The organism is Rhizobium sp. 22-785-1 (genome assembly GCF_053521965.1).
In genome coordinates this window covers 894,167-918,066 of the sequence record NZ_JBNWDI010000001.1, presented here as the reverse complement: position 1 = coordinate 918,066, position 23,900 = coordinate 894,167, and the positions used below count along the sequence as shown (strand labels likewise).

Sequence of the window (23,900 nt, the reverse complement as noted above, 5' to 3'; positions counted from 1 at the left end):
AAACAATAAAGCTTGCCGGAAAACGGTCGAGCGAAAACGGAAAACAGGGTCGTTCGCGATTTCGTCGGCGGCGCTGATTGGGGAAAATATGCAGGGCCTTTTTTTCGAAACCGATAATGGCGTTCGCTATGTCTTGCGTGCGCTTGTCGTTCTTCTCGGCTTCTGGACAGCCTGGCGCACCGGCAAGTCCGTGGCGGAAGGCTGGGGCAACTACTGGCAGGTGGTGATTTACGCACTGCTTCTGGGCTGCGTCATGCGCTTTCTGCACTACGCGCTCTTTGCCGGTCCCTTGCTGAACGGCTTCTACTATCTAATCGATGTCGTGGTTCTGCTCGCCTTCGCGACGGCTGGTTTCCGCATCCGTCGCACGCGCCAGATGGTCGATAACTACTACTGGCTTTATGACCGGACCTCGGCATTTTCCTATAAGAAGAAACATTGACAGACGGGTTTTTCTGAAATCAGAATTCCCTCCTGAGTGGAACAGCCTGGACAGTTAATTTGGGTGCTGGACAGGTCAAGAAAATCAACCCAATCAAAGGAACTGGGAGTAACATAATGAAGAAGTCTCTTCTTTCCGCAGTTGCGCTGACCGCAATGGTCGCGTTCAGCGGTTCGGCATGGGCCGATGTCCTCATCGGCGTCGGTGGTCCGTTGACTGGCCCGAACGCTGCTTTCGGCGCTCAGCTCCAGAAGGGTGCAGAACAGGCCGCAGCGGACATCAACGCGGCCGGCGGTATCAATGGCGAGAAGATCAAGATCGTTCTCGGTGACGATGTGTCCGACCCCAAGCAGGGCATCTCTGTTGCCAACAAGTTCGCAGCCGATGGCGTGAAGTTCGTCGTCGGTCACTTCAACTCCGGCGTTTCCATTCCGGCATCTGAAGTCTATGCCGAAAACGGCATTCTCGAAGTGACGCCTGCTGCCACCAACCCGGTTTTCACCGAGCGCGGCCTGTGGAACACCTTCCGCACCTGCGGCCGTGACGACCAGCAGGGCGGCATTGCCGGCAAGTACCTCGCAGACCACTTCAAGGATGCCAAGGTCGCCATCATCCACGACAAGACCCCCTACGGTCAGGGCCTTGCCGATGAAACCAAGAAGGCTGCCAACGCCGCTGGCGTGAAGGAAGTCATCTATGAAGGCGTCAATGTTGGCGACAAGGATTTCTCCGCCCTCATCGCCAAGATGAAGGAAGCCGGCGTTTCCGTCATCTATTGGGGTGGCCTCCACACCGAAGCCGGCCTGATCATCCGTCAGGCAAAGGACCAGGGCCTCAAGGCCAAGCTCGTTTCCGGTGACGGTATCGTCTCCAACGAACTGGCTTCTATTGCGGGCGACGCTGTTGAAGGCACGCTGAACACCTTCGGTCCTGACCCGACCCTGCGCCCTGAAAACAAGGAACTGGTCGAGAAGTTCAAGGCTGCTGGCTTCAATCCTGAAGCTTACACGCTTTACTCCTACGCCGCCGTTCAGGTGATTGCTGAAGGCGCGAAGGCTGCTGCCTCCACCACCGACGCTGAAGCCATTGCTGCAGCACTGAAGAAGGGTTCTTTCAAGACTGTTCTTGGCGACATCTCCTTTGATGAGAAGGGCGACCCGAAGCTTCCAGGTTACGTCATGTACGAATGGAAGAAGGGCCCAGACGGCAAGTACAGCTACTTCCAGCAGGGCATGTAAGCCGTTCTGCAGATTTCAGATTAATGAAGCCCGGCAGCGATGCCGGGCTTTTTACGTTCTTGCTAGTCGGAAGGTCGGTTCCCGCCCGAAAGCCCAGCTTTCTCGGGACGTCCCGACGGTCGGTTCTGGACAGAAAACGGACAATGCGAAGCGAAAGCCCGCTTTCTCTATCTTCGATCACAATAAATTAGAAAAAAGTGAAAGTGGGCGGAACTGGCCGCGACGCACGACGTTTTCAGCAGCCTCAATTCAGGAGTTCATGAATGAAAAAGCTTCTTGTTTCCGCAGTCCTCGCCGCTGCGACGTTCTTTTCGGTTACGGCGCCATCCTTTGCCGAAACCGTCACCGTGACGACGACGCAGCGCGTCATGCGCGAGCCTGTCCGCGAAGAGTACCGCCCGCGCCATTACCGCCATGTGCCGCGCGATTGCTTCGTCAAGAAGGAACGCATCCGCCGCCACGGTGAGATCATCGTTCGCAAGACCCGCGTCTGCCGTTAATGGCTTTGTCTGTTCTCCCTTCCGATGCGTGTCGGAGGGGAAACAGGCGCGTTTTAAGAAAAATACTAGGGTAGGCGGCGATCGTTCCGCCTTCTTTAATTTCATGCTTCGGCTCAACGCAGCAGCATGTGAGCGCCTTCCTTCCCCAGGGAAGAATTTCTTTCAGCTTGTCGCAGTATCTCAAAGCCCACTCAGCATGAAATCTACCCGTTCCTCAATATTCGTCTTGGGTAAGATGACGACGTCGTATCCCAGATCCTTGTAGTCGCGACACAGCCGCTGATACTCTTCCAGTGCCTCCTCGAACCTGTGGCGACGTTCGTTATCGGTCACGTATATTTCGGGCCAGGGAGGCGTCAGGAACACCTGTGTGTGATAGCGAAACTCGGTCCGTAGCCTCTCGTACCAGTGCCAGTCTGAGAGAGTTCGTAGCGCGGAAGCGGCGTCGATGAGGCTGCGGTCGAATATCGAGACGCCGGAACGTTCACACGCTGCGTCGTAGTCCTGTTTAGCCAACGCGATCGCCTGCTCAAGGAACGCTTTGAGATCGAGCCAGGGGAGGGCGGTGCTTCCCGCTTTCAACTGTTTTTCGACAACCCGTCGGCCCGGCTCTTCCACTGTGGCAAAACCACGGTTTGAAAGTTGTGAGAGCAGTGTGGATTTGCCGCCTCCAGAGCAGCCCGAGAGAATGATGAGCTTCTCCATGTTAGTCCTCCTTTAGAATCGGTGTCGCCCCACGCAAGCACGCCCACATAGGCGGCGCTTCGCAGCCGTGCATGACGCTGTGATGAAGCGGTCAGGCTTGCAGATGAGTTGCTGTCACTCCGAGAGAAAGTCGAGATGCCGACCGGGGCCAGTCTCAACTATCGTGCAGCACATGGGCCGCCTTGACGGCTGCCGAAGCGCGATTTTCGACGCCGAGTTTGACGTAGATCTGTTCCAGATGCTTGTTGACCGTGCGGGCCGAGAGGCCAAGAATCTCGCCGATATCGCGGTTGGATTTGCCCTTGGCGATCCAGACCAGCACCTCCGACTCTCGTGTGGTCAGCGAGAAGCGGTCGCGCAGAAGAGCGTCGCCGGATTTCTCGTTGGTGGTGGTCAGGCGGAAGAGATACTCGTCGGCGCCGACTGCGCCCAAAAAGGTGAATTGCAGTGAGGGGCGCTCGGCATGGGTGATGACGAGTGGCGTGTCGCGGGCGCTCGTCTGGGCCATCCAGTCGCCGATAGTGCGCGACACGATGTCGAGGCCATCATTGCTGCCGGTTGCGGCATTGATGAGGCGGGTGGCCTGCGGTGTCGACCAGAGGATCGTCCCATCGGCGCGCACCGCCAGCAGGTGGCGACCGGCGGCGTCCAGCGCCACGCGGGCGCTTTGGGCAGATCTCGCGTTGGAGAGGTGGACCCGCAGTCTGGCGCGAAGCTCGTCGATGTTGATCGGCTTGCTGAGGTAATCCACACCGCCGCATTCGAGCGCGCGCACCACATGTTCGGTTTCGGTAAGGCCCGTCATGAAGATGACCGGCACCTGCGCCACGGCAGCGTTGGCCTTCAGGCGCAGGCAGGTCTCAAAACCATCGAGCCCCGGCATGACGGCATCGAGAAGGATGAGATCGGGCGTGACGCGCTCGACAATGTTCAGAGCCGCCTGACCGGAGGTTGCGATCAGCACCGAGAAACCGGACTGTTCCAGAGCCTCGGTAAGGAAGCCCAGCGCTTCCGGGCTGTCATCGACCAGAAGGACGATATCGCGGGGCTGCAATGGTCTATTCATCCGTGCCCCTTGCTTGCGTTAAAACTGTTTAGATAATCGGCATAGCCGGCGAGATCGAAGGCGCGGACGAAGCGGCGTGCCTCTTCGGTGAAGGCCAGATTTTCCGGTTGAGCGGCAAGAGTGTCGAGCTTCGCCTCTATGCCACGAATATAGCCTATTTCGCCAAGCGCTAGCAAATCCTGCAAATGGACTGGCTCCGGTGGGCGGATCGCGCTCGGTTTCTCCCCCTTCGCGGAGAGGTTCACCGTCGGCAGATCGGTGTCGTAGACCCATTGCAGGCCAAGATGCACGGCAAGCCGATCGCAGAGCTTGCGGATATCCACGGGCTTTGCCAGCGCATCATTATGGCCATCCGTACCCGCACCGATGATGGCCGTGTCGCCGATATTGGCCGAAAGCATGATGATGGGAGCGGTCTGGCCTGCGTCACGCAGCCTGTCGACCAGCTGCCAGCCGCTCATGCCCGGCATGGAGATATCGATGAGGAAGGCATCCGGCTGCATCGCTTCCATCAGCGCCAGGCAGTCCGGCCCGCTTTGCGCCGTCAGCACGACGAAATCGAGCGGCGAGAGCACCTCCATCATCAGGTCGCGGTGATCCTCATTGTCGTCGACGACGACGACGGTGCGGCGTGGACCGGCATAGGAAACGATTTTCTTTTCCGGCGCGAGTGCCGTGCTAGGCCTGTCGACCGAGGAGAGCATCAGCCGCACCCGGAAGGTCGAGCCGACGTCCTTCTGGCTCTCGACAGAAATCTCGCCACCCAGCGTATTGGTGAGAAGCTGGGTGATGGTGAGGCCAAGGCCGAGCCCTGGCATGGGCTTGATGATTTCAGCCTCGCCACGCTGGAAGGGCTCGTAGATGCGGGCGAGATCCTTTTCCGCAATACCGCGCCCGGTGTCGGTGACGGTGAAGGTGGCGACCTGGCTGCGATAGGTCACGTCGAAGCTGACAGTGCCTTCGTCGGTGAACTTGATGGCATTGGAGAGCAGGTTGACGAGGATCTGGCGCAGGCGTTTCTCGTCGCTGCGCACATATTGCGGCAGGCCTCGTGCGCGCTCGTGGCGGAAGGCCAGCCCCTTGGCTTGCGCCTGCGGGCGGAACATATCAACGATCTGGTCGAGGAAATCCTGAATGTTGATTTCGTTGGATTGCACCTGCAGGCGGCCCGCCTCGATCTTGGAGATATCCAAGAGACCGTCGATCAGCCCGGAGAGGTGATCGGCGGAGCGACGGATGACCTTGATGGCGGACTGGCGCGGCGCGGGGATGGTCTCGTCGCGTTCGAGGATCTGAGCGTAACCCAAAACGGCGTTAAGCGGGGTGCGCAATTCGTGGCTGAGCCCCACCACATAGCGGCTCTTGGCGCGGTTGGCGGCTTCGGCCGTTTCCTTGGCGTTTTGCAAGGCGGCGTCGGTCTTCTGGTGGGCGGCGATTTCCTTGAGCAGCAGTGTGTTCTGCCGCGAGGATTCCTCCTCCGCCACGACGCGGCTGTCATGCGCGAGCACCAGGAACCAGCAGACGATGCCGGCAATGACCGCAAAGACGAAGAAGACGATGAGGATGGTGCGATTGACGACATCCGCCGTCGCCGGCGTGCCGGTGCCAACCTGATGGGCGATCAGCCCCAGAATACCGCCGATCGCCGCAACGGCCAGCGCTGAGAAGATCGCATAGCGGCCGAGCCGTGAAGCGAGCTTCGCAACCAGCTGTTCCGGCAGGAAGGTCTTTGCCACTTGGGCCGTCTGGTAGTTCAGCCGGGCTTTCGGTTTGCACATATCGTGGCAGCGGCTGTCCAGCGAGCAGCAGAGCGAACAGATCGGACCGGCATAGGCGGGGCACCAGGCCATGTCTTCCGGCTCGAAGGGATGCTCACAGATGGAGCAGGTGATGCTGGAAAGCTCCTTCCATCTCTGGCGCGGCTTGCGGGCGAGATAGAACTTTCCTTCCGTTCCCCTGGCGATCAGCGGTGAGGCGATGAAGGCGACGATGAGGGTGATATAGGGCGCCAGCGATGCGGCAAGCGTGCCGAACAGACCGAAATGGGCGGTGAGTGCGATCGTCGCGGAGAGCGCCATGGAACCGACGCCGACGGGATTGATATCGTAGAGATGGGCGCGCTTGAACTCGATGCCGGGTGGGGCAAGGCCCAGCGGCTTGTTGATGAAGAGATCGGCGGAGATGGTGCAGAGCCAGGCCATGGCGACAATGGAGAAGATGCCCAGCGTTTCTTCCAGCAGCCGATAGATACCAAGCTCCATCAGAAGCAGCGCAATCGCCACGTTGAAGACCAGCCAGACGACGCGGCCCGGATGGCTATGGGTGAGCCGCGAGAAGAAGTTCGACCAGGCGAGAGAGCCCGCATAGGCATTCATCACGTTGATCTTCAACTGCGACACGACGACGAAGGCCACCATCAGGATCAGCGCGGCATTGTGGTTCGGGATCATGTAGCCGAAGGCAGTCAGATACATCTGCGAGGGGTCGGCGGCACGATCCACTGGCACGCCGGAGGACAGCGTCAGCACCACCAGGAAGGAGCCCGCCAGAAGCTTGGGAACGCCGACCAGAACCCAGCCGGCACCGGCGAGGAAAACGCCGAACTTGTGGCGCCACTTGCTCTGACCTTCGGCCGGCAGGAAGCGCAGAAAGTCCACCTGTTCGCCGATCTGCGACATCAGCGCCAAGATGACGGCGGAGGCCGCGCCGAACTCGATGAGGTTGAAGGGCGCGGTGTCTCCGGGTGGCGCCGGTGCATGGTGGATGCCTGAAAAGGCGAGCCAGAGATCGAATTTCTGCCAGTCCATCAGGGCGATGAAGAGGAAGGGCAGGACGTTGAGGACGATCCAGAAGGGCTGCGTCAGGATCTGAAACTTGCTGATGAGACGCACGCCATGGGTGACGAGCGGAATGACCATGACCGCCGAGACGATATAGCCGATCCATAGCGGTATGCCGAGTGCCAGCTCCAGCGCGCCGGACATGATCGATGCCTCAATCGCAAAGAGCATGAAGGTGAAGGCGGCGTAGATCAGCGAGGTAATGGTGGAGCCGATATAGCCGAAGCTTGCACCGCGCGTCAGAAGGTCGATATCGACGCCGTGGCGGATGGCGTAGCGGCTGATCGGCAGACCGACCAGCAACATGGCGATGGCGGCAGCAACGATGGCGAAAAAGGCGTTGGTCGTGCCGTAGGAGAGGGTGATGGCGCCGCCGATGGCTTCCAGTGCCAGAAAGGAGATCGCGCCGATGGCGGTGTGGGAAATGCGGCTCGAGGAGAATTGCCGGGCGCTCTTGGCGGTAAATCGCAGCGCGTAATCTTCCAGCGTCTGGTTCGCGACCCAGCGATTATATTCGCGCCTGACGGGGATGATGCGTTGCCGTGCGGCCATGCCAGTGTTTCACAGCCTCCACTAGAGCTTGGTGTCCGTATCTCTCTCCGGCGTCATGGTCGGGCTTGACCCGACCATCCACCAGCGGATGGAAACCTGGATCCTCGGGTCAAGCCCGAGGATGACGAGCGCGCCGCGGTCGTTGAGTCCACCTTGCCCGCCAACGGCGGACAGAAAAATGGCGTCGCCCGGATCGAGCGACGCCACTTGTTTTAGATTAGGCAGCAGCCGACTTTGCCGTCGGGACTTCTGCGATCGTCTTCAGAACGACGGAAGCGATCTGGTATGGGCAGCCCTGGGAGTTCGGACGACGGTCTTCGAGGTAACCACGATAGCCGTTGTTGACGAAGGAGTGCGGAACGCGGATCGACGCGCCACGGTCTGCAACGCCGTAGGAGAACTTGTTCCAAGGAGCGGTTTCGTGCTTGCCGGTCAGGCGCAGGTGGTTGTCCGGACCGTAAACCTCGATGTGCTCTTTCCAGTTCTTTTCGAAGGCAGCCATGAGGGCTTCGAAATAGTCCTTGCCGCCAACTTCACGCATGAACTTGGTGGAGAAGTTGCAGTGCATGCCAGAGCCGTTCCAGTCGGTGTCGCCGAGCGGCTTGCAGTGGAATTCGACGTCGATGCCGTACTTTTCGCACAGGCGAAGAAGCAGGTAGCGAGCGATCCAGATCTGGTCGGCGGCACTCTTGGAGCCCTTGCCGAAAACCTGGAATTCCCACTGGCCCTTTGCCACTTCGGCGTTGATGCCTTCGTGGTTGATGCCTGCTTCGAGGCAGAGGTCGAGATGCTCTTCGACGATTTCGCGAGCGATCGAACCAACGTTCTTGTAGCCGACGCCTGTGTAGTATGGGCCCTGCGGAGCGGGGTAGCCCTGCTCAGGGAAGCCGAGCGGGCGGCCGTCTTCATAGAAGAAGTATTCCTGCTCGAAGCCGAACCATGCGCCTTCGTCGTCGAGGATGGTTGCGCGGCTGTTGGACGGATGCGGGGTTACGCCATCCGGCATCATGACTTCGCACATGACGAGCGCGCCGTTGGTGCGGGCTGGGTCAGGGTAGATTGCGACTGGCTTCAGAACGCAGTCAGAGCTGTGGCCTTCGGCCTGCATGGTGGAGGAGCCGTCAAAGCCCCAAAGCGGAAGCTGCTCGAGTGTCGGGAATTCGTCGAATTCCTTGATCTGCGTCTTGCCGCGCAGGTTTGCTACCGGCTTGTAACCATCCAGCCAGATGTACTCGAGTTTGAACTTAGTCATTACGAACCTCTCATGGGTTAAGATGCGAAGCCTTGATTGTTTTCGTCCGGTTACCGGTGGAAAACGCTCTCGCTTTCAAGGGCTGCCGATAGATATGCATGCGCCGTGCCAGTTTGTGCGAGCAGCCGAATCGACGCTTCATTTTTTTAAGCGAAATGGCTGCCGAACCCATCGGTACGGCAAAATACGGGTTGATGGCGCAAAAGCCGTTTTTCGCGATTTTTGAGAATTATGAAGGCTTTATGAAGTGAAATCGGCTGATTTTCTGCCGAAACTGTAGGCGGGAGGGTCGTTCTGAATGTTTTTTCAGCCGAAAGCGCTAATTTTGAGTGATTAGCTGCATAAAGACTATTCGATTAATCGATGCACAACGGTTGTGCCTAAAAAATAGCCTTTGTGATATTTTTTTAAGCGAATAGGGTGAAATTCGGCTAGAAATCGGCTATTCTTCGGAACGAAGCATAGTGCTGCGGTGTTTTGATCAAAAGAAAGAGGCCGTCATGAGAACCGAACCCAATCTGGAAAGTGCCAAGATTTATCAGTTCCCGGTTGGCGGGCGCGCAGGCTACAGCCGTTTCCGCAAGGACGCTGATATTGCGTCCGCTGAAGCCCAGGCACCGCGTGTCGATTTCGACAGCTGGTATCATCAGGACGCCATCGCCCAAGATGACAAGCCCCACAACTAAGGGCTTGTCTCTGCCACGTAACGCCGGTTGCGGTCGTAGCGACCACCGGTGCCTTTCCCACTTGTGCTGATTTCGCCACCCCACCTACGTCAAACGACGTATACGGTTTCGCGGCACCGAGCCCGATAGTCCCCTCCAGCAGCGGTTCAACATGCCGCTGAGGCCTTCACGGCCCAACACGAAGAGGGGTTCTTCCGATGACTTTCAGCAAGATGCTCACTGGCGCGCTGCTCGGCGCCATCATGTCCACCACCGCCTTCCACGGCGCTTTTGCCGCTGACGACACGATCAAGATCGGCGTGCTGCACTCGCTCTCCGGCACCATGGCCATTTCGGAAACGACGCTCAAAGACGCCATGCTGATGCTCATCGAAGAGCAGAACAAGAAGGGCGGCGTTCTCGGCAAGAAGCTCGAAGCCGTTGTCGTCGATCCGGCCTCCGACTGGCCGCTCTTTGCCGAAAAGGCCCGTCAGCTGATCAGCCAGGACAAGGTCGCAGCCGTTTTCGGTTGCTGGACCTCGTCTTCGCGCAAATCCGTTCTGCCGGTTTTCGAAGAGCTGAACTCCATCCTCTTCTATCCCGTCCAATATGAGGGCGAAGAATCCTCCCGCAACATCTTCTACACCGGTGCGGCACCGAACCAGCAGGCCATCCCGGCTGTCGATTACCTTGCCAGCACCGAAGGTGTGGAGCGCTGGGTTCTGGCTGGCACCGACTATGTCTATCCGCAGACAACCAACAAGATCCTGAAGGCCTACCTGATGTCGAAGGGCGTCAAGGAAGAGGACATCATGATCAACTACACGCCATTCGGGCATTCCGACTGGCAGACGATCGTCTCCGACATCAAGAAGTTCGGCTCTGCCGGCAAGAAGACTGCCGTCGTTTCCACCATCAATGGTGACGCGAACGTTCCCTTCTACAAGGAACTGGCCAACCAGGGCGTAAAGGCTGAAGACATTCCGGTCGTTGCCTTCTCCGTCGGTGAAGAAGAGCTTGCCGGTCTCGATACCTCGCCGCTCGTCGGCCACCTTGCCGCCTGGAACTATTTCCAGTCCGTCGATACGCCGGTCAATGCCGAGTTCATCAAGGAATGGCATGCCTTCACCAAGAACGACAAACGCGTGACCAACGACCCGATGGAAGCCGCCTATATCGGTTTCAACGCCTGGGTAAAGGCCGTCGAAGCTGCCGGCACCACCGATACAGACAAGGTTCTGGACAGCATCATCGGTGTTTCCGTGCCGAACCTGTCTGGCGGCTACGCCACCGTCATGCCGAACCACCACATCACCAAGCCGGTGCTGATCGGTGAAATCCAGTCCGACGGCCAGTTCCAGATCGTGCAGCAGACCGCCCAGGTCGTGGGTGACGAATGGTCGGATTATCTGCCGGACTCCAAGGACTTGATCTCCGACTGGCGCAAGCCAATGTCCTGCGGCAACTTCAACGTTGCGTCGGGCAAGTGCGGCGGCAAGGGAATGTGATTGGGTGATTGGTCGCGGCCCGCCGATCGTGCGGACCGCGATCTTGCCGGTTCTCTGATGGCATTGGCGCTCGGATCGAGATGGGCCGGAGCGCGCACAACACCCACTGCCGTCATCCTCGGGCTTCACCCGAGGATCCATTCCTCTCCTCACTCTCTTTGCCGCCGATGTCTGCGCTGACGGTGATGGATCCTCGGGTCAAGCCCGAGGATGACGTCGAGGGGAGGAAGGCTCTGCGGCCAACAGGCCGCGAGAGCAAAAGCCGACGAGGGCCAACGACTACGAGGGCGGTGTCGCCCTCCCTTCTGATTTCCACCTGCGCCGATTCGACCGCAGGCATCCAAGGGGGACTTGGGACCATGTTTTTCCGACTGTTGGCCGTGATCGGCCTTTTGTTCAGCCTGACGGCTTCGGCCTTTGCCCAGCAGGGCGATGCCAAGTCCTTGATTGATGCGCTGGGCAAGGCCGACTTCAAGCAGGCTGAAGCGCTGATCGGGCAGATTGCTGCGACGGGCGATGCACGCGTCGTGCCAGCACTGGAAGCGCTTGCTGCCGGTGAGCTCTATGTTCGCAAGGCCGACAGCCTGGTGTTTCTCACCAAGCCCGCCGGCGATAATCTGACACTGATCCATCCGGTGACAGGCGGGGCAGTCGGTGAAGCGCCGAAAGCGGCGGTGACAAAGATCAAGGTCAACAACACGCTACGCCGTGTCACCCGTGCCGCGCTCGGCGGTCTGACGCTGCTGAGCCCCGATCGCGGCGTGCGGCTTGCCGCGGCGGACGCCGTGTTGAAAGCGCCCAGTGCTGAAAATCTCGGGCTTCTGGAAGCCGCTCTCGCGAAAGAAACCGATGCCCAGGTTCGCGCCCGCATGGAAGAGGCGAGGGCGGTGTCGGTCCTGAGTTCCGATCGCTCCGTCGAAGACAAGCGCAGTGCCATCGACACCATCAAGACGATCGGCGGGCGGGATGCGATCAGCATTCTGATGGCTGCATCCTCGTCTGTCGATGCCAGTCTGAAGCCGGACATCGACGCGGCGATCTCCCATATCGAATCTTCCCTCGCGCTTTGGGATACGGCACAGAACATCTGGTACGGCCTGTCGCTCGGCTCCGTACTGCTACTTGCTGCCATCGGCCTTGCCATCACCTTCGGCGTGATGGGCATCATCAACATGGCGCATGGCGAGATGGTGATGATCGGTGCCTATGCCACCTTCATCGTGCAGGAGATCATTCGCAGCCACTTCCCAAGCCTGTTTGACTGGTCGCTGGCCATTGCGCTTCCGGTCGCTTTTCTGGCTACCGGGTTCGTCGGTCTCGTCATCGAGCGCGGCGTGATCCGCTTTCTCTATGGCCGTCCGCTGGAAACGCTGCTTGCCACCTGGGGCATTTCGCTGATCCTGCAACAGGGTGTGCGCTCCATCTTCGGGCCGACCAACCGCGAGGTCGGCAGCCCCAGTTGGATGTCCGGCTCTTTCAGCGTCGGCTATCTGAACTTCACCTGGAACCGCGTCTGGATCGTCTGCTTCTCGCTCTCGGTGTTCTTCGCCCTGCTTCTGCTGTTGAAGCGCTCCTCCTTCGGTCTGCAGATGCGCGCCGTGACCCAGAACCGGCGCATGGCCTCTTCCATGGGTATCCGCACACCCTGGGTCGATGCCTTTACCTTTGCGCTAGGGTCCGGCGTTGCCGGTCTTGCAGGCGTGGCACTCAGCCAGATCGACAATGTGTCGCCCAATCTCGGCCAGAGCTACATCATCGACAGCTTCATGGTCGTCGTCTTCGGCGGTGTCGGCAATCTCTGGGGAACGCTGGTCGGCGCGCTGTCGCTTGGTGTCCTCAACAAGTTCCTGGAGCCGACTGTCGGCGCCGTTCTCGGCAAGATCCTCGTCCTCGTCCTCATCATCCTGTTCATCCAGAAGCGGCCACGCGGTCTCTTCGCACTCAAGGGAAGGGCGATCGAAGCATGATTACCAGCTTTCTCCTTCGCGCACTCGACCGCCGCATCTCGATTGCCATCGGCATCATTCTGGCCGTAGCCCTCATCGTTCCAGCGCTCAACCTGCTGATGCCGCCGGGCAGCCCGCTGCACATCCCCACCTATATGATGTCGATGCTCGGCAAGTATCTCGCCTATGCACTGCTGGCCTTGGCGCTTGATCTCGTCTGGGGCTATTGCGGCATTCTCTCGCTCGGCCACGGCGCCTTCTTTGCGCTCGGAGGCTATGCGATGGGCATGTATCTGATGCGCCAGATCGGCTCGCGCGGCGTCTATGGCGATCCGGTGCTGCCGGATTTCATGGTCTTCCTCAACTGGAAGGAACTGCCGTGGTTCTGGCACGGCTTCGACATGTTCTGGTTCGCCATGCTGATGGTGCTGGTCGTGCCCGGCCTGCTTGCCTTCATCTTCGGCTGGTTCGCCTTTCGCTCGCGCGTCAACGGTGTCTATCTGTCGATCATCACCCAGGCCATGACCTATGCGCTGCTGCTCGCCTTCTTCCGCAACGACATGGGCTTTGGCGGCAATAACGGCCTGACAGACTTCAAGGACATCCTCGGTTTCTCCGTGCAGTCGAGCGGCACACGTGCGGTGCTCTTTGCCATGACGGCACTGATGTTGGCGCTGTCGCTGATAATTGCATCTGGCATCGTCAATTCCAAATTCGGCAAGGTGCTGGTGGGTGTGCGCGATGCCGAAAGCCGCGTTCGCTTCCTTGGCTTTCGCGTCGAAAACATCAAGCTCTTCACCTTCGTGGTTTCGGCGATGATGGCAGGTATTGCCGGCGCGCTCTTCGTGCCGCAGGTGGGCATCATCAATCCAGGCGAATTCGCGCCTGCCAACTCCATTGAGGTGGTGGTCTGGACGGCGGTCGGCGGCCGCGGCACGCTGATCGGGCCGATCATCGGCGCACTGCTGGTGAATGGCGGCAAGAGCTATTTTACCGGTGCCTTTCCAGAATTCTGGCTGTTTGCGCTCGGCGGCCTCTTCATTGCCGTGACGCTGTTCTTCCCCAAGGGTATTGTCGGCACCATCCAGCATCATTGGGCGGGCCCTCGCGGCAAGGTGACGAAGCCGAAAGACAACCCGGCAAAGCCTGGCAATGACGATGCGGTGGCGCATCAGGCAGCGGAGTGAGGCGGATATGAACACAGTTTCTGATACGAGAGCAAAAAGCCTGCTCTATCTCGACGGCGTTTCCGTTTCCTTCGATGGCTTCCGGGCGCTGAACTCTCTCTCCTTTGTGGTGGAGCCCGGCGAGTTGCGCGCCATTATCGGCCCGAATGGAGCCGGCAAGACGACGATGATGGACATCATCACCGGCAAGACGCGGCCTGACAGCGGCACGGTGCTGTTCGAAGACCAGATCGACCTGACGAAGAAGGACGAGGCGGACATCGCCCAGCTCGGCATCGGCCGGAAATTTCAGAAGCCGACCGTTTTCGAAAGCCACACGGTCTGGGACAATCTGGAACTGGCGCTGAACCGCAAGCGCGGCGTTTTCGCCACCTTGTTCTATCGCCTGACGGCGGAAGACAAGGCACGCATCGAAGAAATCCTCTCCACCGTCCGCCTTGGCCATCGCCGGGACGATCTGGCGGCGAACCTCTCGCACGGCCAGAAGCAGTGGCTGGAAATTGGCATGTTGCTGGCTCAGGAGCCGAAGCTTCTTCTGGTGGACGAACCGGTGGCGGGCATGACGGACGCCGAGACGGCGGAGACGGCGGTGCTGTTGAAGGAAATCGCCAAGACCCGTTCCGTTGTGGTGGTGGAGCACGACATGGGCTTTATCCGCGAGCTTGGCGTCAAGGTGACATGCCTTGCCGAAGGCTCCGTGCTGGCCGAGGGATCGATCGATTTCGTTTCGAACGATCCGAAGGTCATTGAGAATTATCTGGGGCGGTGAACATGCTAAGCGTCGAAAACATCAATCTTCACTATGGCGCAGCACAGGCCTTGCGTGGCATCTCGCTCAATGCCGAGATGGGCAAGATCACCTGCGTGCTGGGGCGTAACGGCGTCGGCAAGAGTTCGCTGTTGCGTGCGGTCACCGGGCAGCACGCCATTAGCGGTGGCTCGATCACCTTTGGGGGCGAAAGCCTCAATGGCTTGGCGCCCTATCAGCGGGCAAAGCGCGGGGTCGGCTATGTGCCGCAGGGGCGTGAAATCTTTCCCTTGCTGACGGTGCAGGAAAATCTGGAGAGCGGTTACGCGCCGCTGCCGCGCAAGGAGCGGTTTATTCCAGACGACATCTTCAGCCTGTTTCCGGTGCTGCAGACGATGCTGTCACGCCGGGGTGGCGACCTTTCCGGTGGTCAGCAGCAGCAGTTGGCGATCGGTCGGGCGCTGGTGACGCGTCCGAAGATTCTCGTTCTGGACGAGCCGACCGAAGGCATTCAGCCGTCGATCATCAAGGACATCGGTCGGGCGATCAAATATCTGCGGGACTCCACCGGCATGGCGATCCTGCTGGTCGAGCAATATCTGGATTTTTGCCGCGAGCTTGCCGACTATGTCTACATCATGGATCGGGGTGAGGTGGTGCATCAAGGTGCGGCGGAAACGCTCGACACGCCGGAAGCGCGGCGGCATTTGACAGTATAGTTGCTGCGGATTTGCTCACGCTGTAATAAAAACCTCGTGATAAAGTGAACAGCCATGCGCTCAAGCATGGCTTTCATGCGGGCTTTTACATTTCATTCACCAAAATCCTGTGTTATTGGCACCATGAATGCTGCTTGCAAGACACACCCACGAGGTCTTTTGCACGCCGCCACCGTCGATCCCTTACATTCCGCGAATTTTCCGGCATCTTGTCGGGGAACTGTGCCAATCAAAGGCGTGCCGATGAATTTGACTGTTGCTGGCCGGACGTTCCGGTTCACATTTCCTGCCAAAACGCTGTTTGCAGGTTTTGCAATCCTAACAAGCATGAGCGCCGCTGCATCGGCATCGATGTGCGGTCAGGCTGTGAAACCGGGGCGGCATGAGTTTTCGCTCATGTCACAGGGTTCAGAACGCGAGGGCGTCTATTTCGTTCCATCCTCTTATGATGGATCGAAGCCGGTACCGGTCGTTTTCGATTTTCATGGCAGCAACAGCAACCCGAATGGCCAACTGGACCGTAGCGGCTGGGACAAGGTCGCCGAGCGCACGGGCGTGATGGTCGTGGCACTGCAGGGTAGTCTCGATGGAGAATTGCCGAATACACATGCCTGGAACGTGCCGGGTGTGACCACCAGGCCGGGCGGGCTGGATGAGGTGTCCTTCATTCGCGATGCAGTCTCCATGGTAAAATCCAAGTTCTGTGTCGATGAAGAGCGCTTCTATGGCTCCGGCTATTCCGGCGGCGGGCGCATGCTGTCGCAGTATCTGTGCAGCGGCAGCAATGATTTTGCCGCGGCGGGCTTCGTTGCCTCGTTGCGTGCTGGCGTCCCGGTCGAAGCCGAAGGCCGCTGGCGTCCGGATATGGCAAGCTGCACGCCTGCCAAGCCCATGTCGATCATCGCGTTCGCCGGCACGAAGGATCCTGCCAATCCCTATCAGGGTGGCGGAAAGCCTTACTGGCGGTATGGCGGCGAGACGGCGCTGAAGCGTTGGGCCGAGCTCGATGGCTGCAAGGGCGCGGTGAAAAGCAAGTCGCTCGGCAATTTCACGGTCAATTCCTACGATGTCTGCAAGAGCGGTTCGCGCATCCATTCCTATGTGATCGACGCCTGGGATCACGCCTGGCCACGCGCCACGATGAAATCGGAAGTGATTGCAACGTCTGCTGTTTTGACCCGCAAGCCTGGCAGCGACGCAACGCCGAAGGCGCAGCCTGCGGTCGACCGCAAAACTGCGGGTGATGAGAGCGCAAGACAGGTTGATGCCGCCGAGAGAATGTGGGATTTCTTCCAGAATACGGAAGGGCAGATGGTTGTCGACGCAAAGTCGAAGACGGATTGCTCTGTGAAAGCGGTTTCCGCATCCGCGAAGCCCTCGGAGACGACGTGCAGCAGCCAGTCCTTGAAAGCCTCAGCCAACCCCGTCCGCAGCGCGCCCGTGGCCGAGGACGCATTGTAACCAAAGCACTGAATGGCCGCAGCCGTCTGGACGAACTGTTTCAGGAAGGCTGCGCCAAGATTAGGCTTCCCGATACGTTTTCCAATGAAATGGAAGCCATTCTCATCAACTCCTCCGGCGGCTTGACCGGGGGAGATGAGTTGGAATGGCAGGCACATGCCAAGGCCGGTACCAGTCTGGTCGTGACGACGCAGGCCTGCGAAAAGGTCTACAAGGCTGCTGCCGGGACTGCGAATGTCTCCGTTCGTATCACAGCGGAAGAAAACACCCGGCTGCACTGGCTTCCCCAGGAAACAATTCTGTTCGACCGCGCCTCGCTGACCCGCAGGCTGGATGCCAACCTACATGTCTCATCCGAATTCCTCGCCGTCGAGGCGGTCTTGCTCGGTCGCCAGGCCATGGGCGAAGCAATGGAGGAGGGGCTGTTTCGGGACCGCTGGCGCATTCGCCACGGCGGCAAACTTATCCATGCGGAGGAGCTTTTCCTCGACGGCCGCATTGCCGACCTGACGCAGCATGCATCAGTGCTATCAGGCCGCGTCGCCTTTGCCACCATTCTCTATATCGGCCCGCTGGCTGAGGCCTTGCTGCCTAAAATCAGGGCGTTTGCCGGAGAAAGCGGCGGCGCCAGCGAATGGCAGGGAAAGCTCGTCGTTCGGCTATCTGCTGCGGACGGATTCTCCTTAAGAAAAATGCTTTTTCCCATCATTTCGCTCTTGCGAAATGGCGCGCCAGTGCCGAAAGTCTGGAATCTGTGACGCTGGCGCAGCGACTGTAGAACCGTCTGGAATTTCGGTTAAGTGCCTGTGCAGCTACGATGAATTGAAGCGTGCCCTTTTTCGTTGAGGGACCACGCCGCGCTGGAATGGGACGACGATGAACCTTACTCCCCGGGAAAAAGACAAGCTCCTGATCTCCATGGCCGCCATGGTGGCGCGCCGGCGGCTCGAACGCGGCGTGAAACTCAACTATCCCGAGGCAATCGCGCTGATCACCGACTATGTGGTGGAAGGCGCGCGCGATGGCCGCGCCGTGGCCGAACTGATGGAAGCGGGCGCGCATGTGATTTCACGCGACCAGGTCATGGAAGGCATCGCCGAGATGATCCATGACGTGCAGGTGGAAGCCACTTTCCCGGACGGCACCAAGCTCGTCACCGTGCATGAGCCGATCCGTTAAGGCCGACCAATTTTGTTTTATGCATTTGCCAAGGCAAAACCGCCCAGGCTTTTGCTGGACACGCTGAAGGGAGAACCGCGATGATACCAGGCGAGATCATTGCTGCCGAGGGCACGATAGAGCTCAATGCCGGCCAGCCGACGATCACCATCGAGGTTGCCAATTCCGGTGACCGTCCGGTTCAGGTTGGCAGCCACTACCATTTCTTCGAGACCAATGCCGGGCTGATCTTCGAACGTGACAAGGCACGCGGTATGCGGCTCGATATTCCAGCCGGTACGGCGGTACGTTTCGAGCCGGGGCAGAAGCGCGAGGTAACGCTGGTGCCGCTTTCCGGCAAACGCGAGGTTTACGGCTTTCGCCAGCAGGTCATGGGAAAGCTCTGATGCCGAAGCGCTCGTTCCTCAGTCTGTCGGCGTCCGTTTTTCTGGTGGGCTTGGGTGGCGCGACAGGCGCATTCTCCCAGGAAGACAAGGTGAATTGCGCCAATCCGCAAACGCAGATGGAAATGACTCAGTGCGCCGGTGAAGACTATGACAAGGCCGACAAGGACTTGAATGTCCAGTACCAGAAGCTTCGCAAGCTTCTGGCCGAGCGGGACAAAAGTGCTGATGAGAGCACCAAGGGTGCCGTCGATGCGCTTGTTGCCGCCCAGCGCGCATGGGTTGCCTTTCGCGATGCCAATTGTGACTTCGAAGGATTTCAGGCGCGTGGCGGTTCCATGGAGCCGCAACTGGTCGCGTCTTGCCTTGCCGATATGAGCCGCAAGCGCACGGATGAACTGCGCGCACTTTCGGAAGGTTTCTGATCGAGAATGGGCCGCAGGATCATGATTGTTGGAAATGGAGAGGTGCCGGACGGGGTGGCGGATGTCATCGACCGTGCGGACATCGTCATTCGCTTCAATCATTGCCGCTCGCTCGGCGCAGGCGGTAGGCGCACCGATGTCGTTGCCGTTTGCAATACCGGCCGTCCGGGACGCGAGATGACCCAGGAGAGGCATTGGCGCGAAAGCCCGGGCGTCGTGTCTGCTACGGCGATCTGGTGCGTCCGCGACCCGGCGAAGTTCAGCGAAATGGAGCCGGACATTCGCCGCGACCGCCCTGAACTTGAGGATTTCTGCGTCGATTACAGCGTCGGCTTTGCGGCTATCGCTGCCGAGACCGGAAAGACGCATCTTATCATAGACAGGCAGGTGCATGATCGTCTGGACGATGAGTTGAGATCCCTCTCATCGCAGAATTATGTATGCCCGAGCAGCGGGCTCGTGACCATTCGCCATATGCTCGACAGGATGGTGGAGGGAGACGAGGTGTCCATTGCCGGTTTTGGTCATCAAGGTTGGGACGGGCATCCCTTTATTGCCGAAAAACAGTTGGTCGATCTGCTGGTCGGTCAGGGAAGGCTGAGAAGACTGCCTTCCGTATCGAAATTCTCTGTCTCCGAAGGAGCCTGAACCCATGTCCTACAAGATTTCCCGCGCCGCCTATGCCAGCATGTTCGGTCCGACCACCGGCGACAAGGTGCGCCTGGCCGATACGGAACTGTTCATCGAGATCGAGAAGGATTTCACCACCTATGGCGAAGAGGTGAAATTCGGCGGCGGTAAGGTCATTCGTGATGGCATGGGCCAGAGCCAGGCCACCCGCGCTGAAGGCGCGGTGGACACGGTGATCACCAATGTGGTGATCGTCGATCACTCCGGCGTCTACAAGGCCGATGTGGGCCTGAAGGACGGTCGCATTCACGGCATCGGCAAGGCGGGCAACCCGGATACGCAGCCGGGCGTCACCATCATCGTCGGACCTTCGACGGAGGCGATTGCCGGCGAGGGCAAGATCCTGACCGCTGGCGGCATGGACGCCCACATTCATTACATCTGCCCGCAGCAGATCGAAGAAGCGCTGATGAGCGGCGTCACCTGCATGCTGGGCGGCGGCTCGGGTCCGGCACACGGAACGCTTGCCACCACCTGTACCGGCGCATGGCATATCGAACGGATGATCGAAAGCTTCGACGGCTTCCCGATGAACCTGGCGCTTGCCGGCAAGGGCAATGCCTCGCTGCCGAAGCCGCTGGAAGAAATGATCCTCGCCGGTGCTTCCTCGCTGAAGCTGCATGAGGACTGGGGAACGACGCCTGCCGCCATCGACAATTGCCTGACGGTGGCCGATGCCTTCGACGTGCAGGTGATGATCCATACCGACACGCTGAACGAAAGCGGCTTCGTGGAAGACACGGTGGCCGCCATCAAGGGCCGCACCATCCATGCCTTCCATACGGAAGGGGCAGGCGGCGGTCACGCGCCGGATATCATCAAGATCTGCGGCAACCCCAACGTCATTCCGTCCTCCACCAATCCGACACGGCCCTATACGGTGAATACGCTGGCCGAGCACCTGGACATGCTGATGGTCTGCCACCATCTGTCGCCGTCAATCCCGGAAGACATCGCCTTTGCCGAAAGCCGCATCCGTAAGGAAACGATTGCGGCGGAAGATATTCTGCACGATCTCGGCGCCTTCTCGATCATTTCTTCCGATAGCCAGGCGATGGGCCGTGTCGGCGAAGTGGCGATCCGCACCTGGCAGACGGCGGACAAGATGAAGCGCCAGCGTGGTCGCCTGAAGGAAGAGACGGGCGAGAACGACAATTTCCGTGTTCGCCGTTACATTGCCAAATACACGATCAACCCGGCCATTGCCCATGGTGTGAGCCACGAGATCGGCTCGGTCGAAGTCGGCAAGCGCGCCGATCTCGTTTTATGGTCGCCTGCCTTCTTCGGCGTGAAGCCGGAGATGGTGCTGCTCGGCGGCTCGATTGCGGCAGCTCCTATGGGTGATCCGAACGCGTCGATCCCCACGCCGCAGCCTATGCATTATCGCCCGATGTTTGCCGCTTACGGCAAGCTGCGCACCAATTCCTCCGTCACCTTCGTCTCGCAGGCCTCGCTCGATGGCGGCTTGGCCCAGCGTCTCGGCGTGGCCAAGAATCTGGTGGCAGTGAGGAATGTCCGCGGCGGTATCTCGAAGGCTTCGATGATCCACAATACGCTGACCCCGCATATCGAAGTGGACCCTGAAACCTACGAGGTGCGCGCTGATGGCGAGCTACTGACCTGTGAACCGGCAACAGTGCTGCCCATGGCGCAGCGCTACTTCCTGTTCTGATTGGGTTTTGGCCACAAGCGCGGTCGTCACAAAAGCGTGTAGCGGTTTTGCGCCGACGACTGCGATGGCACAAGGACCTGAAGGCTGTAAGCGAATCTGACAGATCGCTGTACGTCTGCGTACATCCCCGGTAAAAACGGCTTCGCCTGTCACACCCCCAGCCCTTGTCTCCACGTATTCTCCATGGACGGAGCGGGATCTTGCTCGACGCTGTCTGAGGGATTTCGTGAAATCAGGCCGGTTTCATGGTGCGTAAACCTGAGCCCCTTTGCTGATCGTTTTACCCGTTCAATATGCGCGGGTGACAGAAAGAGGAGGGCCGAGAGCTTTGCATTCAGGCCTCCGTCATTCGCATTCAACAATTTCTTGCGGATCGTTCCCGCGCTTGTCTCGTTCATGACAGGGCGTGAGGGAATATCGTATTTCCGCTTTTTTAAGATAAAGCGGATGTACTCTCACGCCATTAAGTGAATAAAAGATGATTAAACTTTTACTATATGCATTATCGATGCTGCAACCTTTTCTCCCTATCGGTTGCTCATTGGAGGTTGGAGATTGATGGCGGACGGATTCGCAAAATTTATCTCGCTCGACATGAGCGTCAGCGACCCTGCCGGTGGGCAGTCGCTGCGCGGCTTCGCGCTGAAAATGGTGTTTATTTCGATATCCTTGTCCATCGTGGTCAGTCTCGCCGTGATCTGCATTGGCAATGCCTTGAGGATACTGCCTCTTCCGGTGCTCGATGCGGTCTTCTACAGCGTGGCTATGGGTTGGATCGTCGGAGGTCTGGTTGCAGGAATCCTCTGTACGGTGCTCGGGCGCGCCATTCGCGATCTGCGCGAGTCCCAGGCGGAATTCGAGCGCCTCAGTAAAACGGACACGTTGTCGGGACTTGCAAACCGGCGCGCCTTCAATCAGGTCTTCGAAGATATTACCGGCGATGCCTCGCTTGCCATCTTCGACCTCGACCGCTTCAAGTCGATCAACGACAATTTCGGCCATGGCGCCGGCGACATGGTAATCAAGCGCGTCGCTTCGGCGATCGAGGACGTCTTTGGCGATTTTCATTGCGTCGCAAGGCTCGGCGGCGAAGAATTCGGCGTCATCGTCTGCGGAGGGGACCGGAAGGATCGTGTTGCGCTGATCGAGCTTGCGCGCGTGCGGGTTGCCTGTCTCTCGGTCAACTTCGAAGGACATCTTTTGCAGACCACGGTATCCGTCGGCGTGGCGGAAATAGAGGCTAATCGTTCCAAGCACGATACTTTCGCGATAGCGGACAAGGCGCTCTACAGCGCTAAGGCCGCCGGGCGCAACCGCCTTTGCCATGGCGATGCATACCATGCGCGCAGTGAGATCGACAGTGGTCTGGCGAGGCCATTGCAGGCTGCATCCTGAAACATTGCGCTCTGTAGCGCGATTGCCAGAAGGCCGACAGTCAGCGGCTTGCAATCCACCGCTCCATCCGGCAAGACTTGATGCTTCAGGATCACATTCAGACCGGAAGCTCCATGTTACGCGTTCAATCCTATCTTCCTGCCGGCACGCCCGGCGATGAGCCGAGCGGCTACGTCACTCTGGCTCACGATCAACGGCATCTGCGGCGCAAGCTCCTGCATCTCCAGAATGACGAGATGGTCATGCTGGACCTGAAGGAAGCCGTCCTCTTTGCCCACGGCGATTTGCTCGTCGTTGAAAATGGCGATCTGGTCGAGGTGCGGGCAGCAGATGAGAAGCTGTTCGAAGTCACCGCAAAGAACCAGCTGCACCTGATCGAACTCGCATGGCATCTGGGCAACCGGCATTTGTCTGCGCAGATCGAAGAGGACCGGATCCTCATCTTACGCGACCACGTCATCCGCGCCATGCTGGAAGGCCTGGGCGCGACGGTTCGCGATGTGGAGGAACCTTTCCAGCCTGCGCGCGGGGCCTATCATGCGCATGGCGGCCATTCGCATGGGGGACACTCCCACGGTGATCACGCCCATCATCATCACGAATGACGCATGACAGCGAAACGCAATGTCGACAGCCTGCTGAGGTTGATGGCCTGGATGTCGCCGGCTTTTCCCGTGGGGGCGTTCTCCTATTCCGGTGGGCTGGAAAGCGCTGTGGACGACCGGCGCGTTTCCAATGCTGCCGGGCTCGATGAATGGATCGCTCTGTCGCTTCGACGCGGCACGCTCTGGAACGATGCAGTCATGCTGTGTCAGGCCTGGAAAGGCTTTGAAGACCGCGCCGTGCTGGACGAGATCGCGGCCTTGTCTCGTGCTCTCGCAGGCTCGGCGGAGCGTTATCGTGAAACGATTCTGCTGGGTGATGCCTTTGTCGGCGCAGCGCGCGCCTGGCCGTCGTCGGTCTTCGAGCGGCTACCCCAAACTCCCACCTATCCCGTTGCCATAGGCGCAGTGGCCGCTGCCCACGATATCGGACTGGAGGACGTTCTCGCTGCCTATCTTCACGCGGGACTATCGCAATTGATTTCGGCGGGCATCCGTCTTGGCGTCGCAGGGCAGACGGACGGCGTGGCGATCATGGCAAGGCTGGAGGAGATGGTGGCGGATGTCGCAGGCCGTGCCGGTTCAACCACCTTGGATGATCTCGGATCGGCCACGATCATTGCTGATACCGCACCCATGCGGCACGAAGTACAGGCCACGCGGCTTTTCCGCTCCTGACCACTTCGCTTCTATTTTGCTGTTGATGGGGCGGGCTTGAGGCCGCT

24 protein-coding genes are annotated in these 23,900 nt (G+C 59.2%); 20 read left to right on the top strand and 4 right to left on the bottom strand.

What is annotated here, in order from left to right; all coding sequences use genetic code 11:
• Nucleotides 1-88: 88 nt before the first annotated feature.
• The 3 genes from ACQZ5M_RS04320 (at nucleotide 89) to ACQZ5M_RS04310 (ending at nucleotide 2,180) form a co-directional block, all read left to right on the top strand.
• Entirely contained in the window at nucleotides 89-442 is a 354-nt protein-coding gene (locus tag ACQZ5M_RS04320; protein WP_296096765.1) for a DUF6867 family protein, read from the top strand.
• Nucleotides 443-558: 116 nt separating this feature from the next.
• Nucleotides 559-1,680 carry a branched-chain amino acid ABC transporter substrate-binding protein gene (locus tag ACQZ5M_RS04315; protein ID WP_449079148.1) on the top strand — a complete coding sequence of 374 codons (1,122 nt, stop codon included), beginning with the start codon at nucleotides 559-561 and terminating at the stop codon, nucleotides 1,678-1,680.
• 263 nt (nucleotides 1,681-1,943) lie between these two features.
• Nucleotides 1,944-2,180 (top strand): hypothetical protein, encoded by a 237-nt coding sequence (locus ACQZ5M_RS04310; RefSeq protein WP_449079147.1) that lies wholly within the window; start codon nucleotides 1,944-1,946, stop codon nucleotides 2,178-2,180.
• Nucleotides 2,181-2,360: 180 nt separating this feature from the next.
• On the opposite strand, the gene ACQZ5M_RS04305 is transcribed toward ACQZ5M_RS04310, so the two are convergent.
• The 4 genes from ACQZ5M_RS04305 to ACQZ5M_RS04290 all read right to left on the bottom strand — a co-directional run bounded on the left by ACQZ5M_RS04305 (nucleotide 2,361) and on the right by ACQZ5M_RS04290 (nucleotide 8,595).
• Nucleotides 2,361-2,885: an AAA family ATPase gene (locus tag ACQZ5M_RS04305; RefSeq protein WP_449079146.1), complete on the bottom strand. Its 525-nt coding sequence runs from the start codon at nucleotides 2,883-2,885 to the stop codon at nucleotides 2,361-2,363.
• Nucleotides 2,886-3,039: 154 nt separating this feature from the next.
• Nucleotides 3,040-3,951, bottom strand: a complete 912-nt coding sequence (locus tag ACQZ5M_RS04300; protein ID WP_296020129.1) for a response regulator — start codon at nucleotides 3,949-3,951, stop codon at nucleotides 3,040-3,042.
• Nucleotides 3,948-7,343 (bottom strand): hybrid sensor histidine kinase/response regulator, encoded by a 3,396-nt coding sequence (locus ACQZ5M_RS04295; protein ID WP_449079145.1) that lies wholly within the window; start codon nucleotides 7,341-7,343, stop codon nucleotides 3,948-3,950. Before ACQZ5M_RS04295 ends, ACQZ5M_RS04300 begins: the two co-directional genes overlap by 4 nt.
• Before the next feature lie 217 nt (nucleotides 7,344-7,560).
• Entirely contained in the window at nucleotides 7,561-8,595 is a 1,035-nt protein-coding gene (locus tag ACQZ5M_RS04290) for a glutamine synthetase beta-grasp domain-containing protein (protein ID WP_449079144.1), read from the bottom strand.
• Between the two features lie 98 nt (nucleotides 8,596-8,693).
• Here ACQZ5M_RS04290 and ACQZ5M_RS04285 point away from each other — a divergent pair, with 98 nt between their 5' ends.
• The 17 genes from ACQZ5M_RS04285 (at nucleotide 8,694) to ACQZ5M_RS04205 (ending at nucleotide 23,853) form a co-directional block, all read left to right on the top strand.
• Nucleotides 8,694-8,846, top strand: a complete 153-nt coding sequence (locus ACQZ5M_RS04285) for a hypothetical protein (protein ID WP_296078111.1) — start codon at nucleotides 8,694-8,696, stop codon at nucleotides 8,844-8,846.
• 249 nt (nucleotides 8,847-9,095) lie between these two features.
• Nucleotides 9,096-9,281, top strand: a complete 186-nt coding sequence (locus ACQZ5M_RS04280; protein ID WP_296020121.1) for a DUF2735 domain-containing protein — start codon at nucleotides 9,096-9,098, stop codon at nucleotides 9,279-9,281.
• A gap of 197 nt (nucleotides 9,282-9,478) precedes the next feature.
• On the top strand, nucleotides 9,479-10,768 hold the full coding sequence (gene urtA / locus ACQZ5M_RS04275) for an urea ABC transporter substrate-binding protein (RefSeq protein WP_296078112.1): 1,290 nt from the start codon (nucleotides 9,479-9,481) through the stop codon (nucleotides 10,766-10,768).
• A gap of 359 nt (nucleotides 10,769-11,127) precedes the next feature.
• Nucleotides 11,128-12,735 (top strand): urea ABC transporter permease subunit UrtB, encoded by a 1,608-nt coding sequence (gene urtB, locus ACQZ5M_RS04270; protein ID WP_296078115.1) that lies wholly within the window; start codon nucleotides 11,128-11,130, stop codon nucleotides 12,733-12,735.
• Nucleotides 12,732-13,901, top strand: a complete 1,170-nt coding sequence (urtC, locus tag ACQZ5M_RS04265; protein ID WP_296078117.1) for an urea ABC transporter permease subunit UrtC — start codon at nucleotides 12,732-12,734, stop codon at nucleotides 13,899-13,901. Before urtB ends, urtC begins: the two co-directional genes overlap by 4 nt.
• 7 nt (nucleotides 13,902-13,908) lie before the next feature.
• Nucleotides 13,909-14,670: an urea ABC transporter ATP-binding protein UrtD gene (gene urtD / locus ACQZ5M_RS04260; protein WP_449079143.1), complete on the top strand. Its 762-nt coding sequence runs from the start codon at nucleotides 13,909-13,911 to the stop codon at nucleotides 14,668-14,670.
• A gap of 2 nt (nucleotides 14,671-14,672) precedes the next feature.
• A complete protein-coding gene (urtE, locus tag ACQZ5M_RS04255; RefSeq protein ID WP_296083954.1) occupies nucleotides 14,673-15,368 on the top strand; it encodes an urea ABC transporter ATP-binding subunit UrtE in 696 nt (231 codons plus the stop codon).
• Nucleotides 15,369-15,611: 243 nt separating this feature from the next.
• Nucleotides 15,612-16,829: an alpha/beta hydrolase family esterase gene (locus ACQZ5M_RS04250; RefSeq protein WP_449079142.1), complete on the top strand. Its 1,218-nt coding sequence runs from the start codon at nucleotides 15,612-15,614 to the stop codon at nucleotides 16,827-16,829.
• Between the two features lie 35 nt (nucleotides 16,830-16,864).
• The gene (locus tag ACQZ5M_RS04245; RefSeq protein WP_449079189.1) at nucleotides 16,865-17,587 is read left to right on the top strand and encodes an urease accessory protein UreD; all 723 of its coding nucleotides are present in this window, start codon (nucleotides 16,865-16,867) and stop codon (nucleotides 17,585-17,587) included.
• A 118-nt stretch (nucleotides 17,588-17,705) separates the two neighbouring features.
• A complete protein-coding gene (locus ACQZ5M_RS04240; RefSeq protein WP_062426232.1) occupies nucleotides 17,706-18,008 on the top strand; it encodes an urease subunit gamma in 303 nt (100 codons plus the stop codon).
• Nucleotides 18,009-18,088: 80 nt separating this feature from the next.
• Nucleotides 18,089-18,394, top strand: coding sequence for an urease subunit beta (locus ACQZ5M_RS04235; protein WP_296020099.1), 306 nt, complete (start codon nucleotides 18,089-18,091; stop codon nucleotides 18,392-18,394).
• Nucleotides 18,391-18,816, top strand: a complete 426-nt coding sequence (locus ACQZ5M_RS04230) for a lysozyme inhibitor LprI family protein (RefSeq protein WP_449079188.1) — start codon at nucleotides 18,391-18,393, stop codon at nucleotides 18,814-18,816. Before ACQZ5M_RS04235 ends, ACQZ5M_RS04230 begins: the two co-directional genes overlap by 4 nt.
• Nucleotides 18,817-18,837: 21 nt before the next feature.
• On the top strand, nucleotides 18,838-19,464 hold the full coding sequence (locus ACQZ5M_RS04225) for a Urease operon accessory protein (RefSeq protein ID WP_296035109.1): 627 nt from the start codon (nucleotides 18,838-18,840) through the stop codon (nucleotides 19,462-19,464).
• Between the two features lie 4 nt (nucleotides 19,465-19,468).
• Nucleotides 19,469-21,178, top strand: a complete 1,710-nt coding sequence (gene ureC / locus ACQZ5M_RS04220) for an urease subunit alpha (protein ID WP_296073941.1) — start codon at nucleotides 19,469-19,471, stop codon at nucleotides 21,176-21,178.
• 558 nt (nucleotides 21,179-21,736) lie between these two features.
• On the top strand, nucleotides 21,737-22,573 hold the full coding sequence (locus ACQZ5M_RS04215) for a GGDEF domain-containing protein (protein ID WP_296073940.1): 837 nt from the start codon (nucleotides 21,737-21,739) through the stop codon (nucleotides 22,571-22,573).
• 113 nt (nucleotides 22,574-22,686) lie between these two features.
• Entirely contained in the window at nucleotides 22,687-23,178 is a 492-nt protein-coding gene (gene ureE / locus ACQZ5M_RS04210; protein ID WP_296073937.1) for an urease accessory protein UreE, read from the top strand.
• A 3-nt stretch (nucleotides 23,179-23,181) separates the two neighbouring features.
• On the top strand, nucleotides 23,182-23,853 hold the full coding sequence (locus tag ACQZ5M_RS04205; RefSeq protein ID WP_296073934.1) for an urease accessory protein UreF: 672 nt from the start codon (nucleotides 23,182-23,184) through the stop codon (nucleotides 23,851-23,853).
• Nucleotides 23,854-23,900: the final 47 nt, after the last annotated feature.